This is a genomic window from Streptomyces sp. NPDC041200 (assembly GCF_055591805.1).
Genome location: NZ_JBVIZF010000135.1, coordinates 1 through 1314, shown reverse-complemented (window position 1 = coordinate 1314; position 1314 = coordinate 1). Strand labels below are relative to the sequence as shown.

The 1314-nt window shown below is 69.5% G+C and carries 1 protein-coding gene; it reads left to right on the top strand.

The genetic code is table 11. From position 1 onward, the window contains the following. Positions 1-45 precede the first annotated feature (45 nt). Positions 46-1281 (top strand): IS30 family transposase, encoded by a 1236-nt coding sequence (locus ACZ6CL_RS42980; RefSeq protein WP_468947035.1) that lies wholly within the window; start codon positions 46-48, stop codon positions 1279-1281. Positions 1282-1314 lie beyond the last annotated feature (33 nt).

The window sequence follows — 1314 nt, the reverse complement described above, 5'->3', positions numbered from 1 at the left end:
CTTGGGTTCTAGGAGTCGTTGCAACACCCCGGCTCAAGGGGTGCGATGGAGTTCCAGATCCGTAAGGCGCGGACGGTGGCCCAAGGCCGCAGGAAGCTGGTCCGTGAGCGGGAGGAATACTTCCGGCTCATGGACCAGGGCCTGAGCAGCCACGAAGCGTGCCGGATCGTGGGGATCAATTACCGGACCGGCAAGCGATGGCGTAACGGCCGCAACCTCTCCGGCAGGCACAAGGCGGCACCACCGGCTCGTCGCGCGGTGGTGCCGTCTGCTGTTCCGTCCCGTTACCTGCGCGAGGCCGACCGGATCCACATCGCCGACCGCCTCCGCGAGAAGGCATCCATCCGCACGATTGCCGCTGAGCTGGGCCGCAGCCCCTCCACCGTCAGCCGGGAGATCTGCCGTAACGGCACGGTCGATCCTCGTGGCGTGCGGCACTACCGTCCGCACGCTGCCCAGGCACGGGCCGATGACCGCCGGCCCCGCCCCAAGTACGGGAAGATCGGCCAGAACCCCGAACTGCGCACCTTCATCCAACGTCACCTGTACCTACGGTGGAGTCCCGAGCAGATCCGCCAGGCTCTGCGGGCCCAGTTCCCCGACCGGCCGGAGATGCACGTGGCCCACGAGACGATCTACCAGGCTCTCTACGTCCAGGGCCGCGGCGAGCTGCGCCGGGAACTCGCCCGGGCCCTGCGCACCGGACGGGCCCGCCGCAAGCCCCGCCGCCAGGCTCAACAGCGCGCCCCACGGTTCGCCACACCGATGGTGATGATCAGCGAACGCCCCGCCGAGGCCGAGGACCGGGCCATACCCGGCCACTGGGAAGGCGACCTCATCATCGGCAAGGACGGCGCCTCCGCCATCGGCACCCTCGTCGAACGCGCCACCCGCTACGTGATGCTGCTGCACCTGCCCGCCGGCCGCACCGCCGAACACGTCCGCGACGCCCTGGTCGACACCGCCCAGACCCTGCCCTCCCACCTGGCACGCTCCCTGACCTGGGACCAAGGCTCCGAGATGGCCGCCCACGGCTCTTTCACCCTCGCCACCGACATCCCGGTCTACTTCTGCGACCCGGCCAGCCCCTGGCAGCGCGGCTCGAACGAGAACACCAACGGCCTCCTGCGGCAGTACTTCCCCAAAGGCACCGACCTGTCGGCCCACCCCCGCGAGCACCTGGACGCCGTCGCCGCCGAACTGAACGGCCGCCCACGCAAAACGCTCGGCTGGGAAACCCCAGCCGAGCGCCTCGCTAAGCTCCTGGCCACAACCAGCTGATCACTTGTGTTGCGACGACCCCTGGAATCCGCC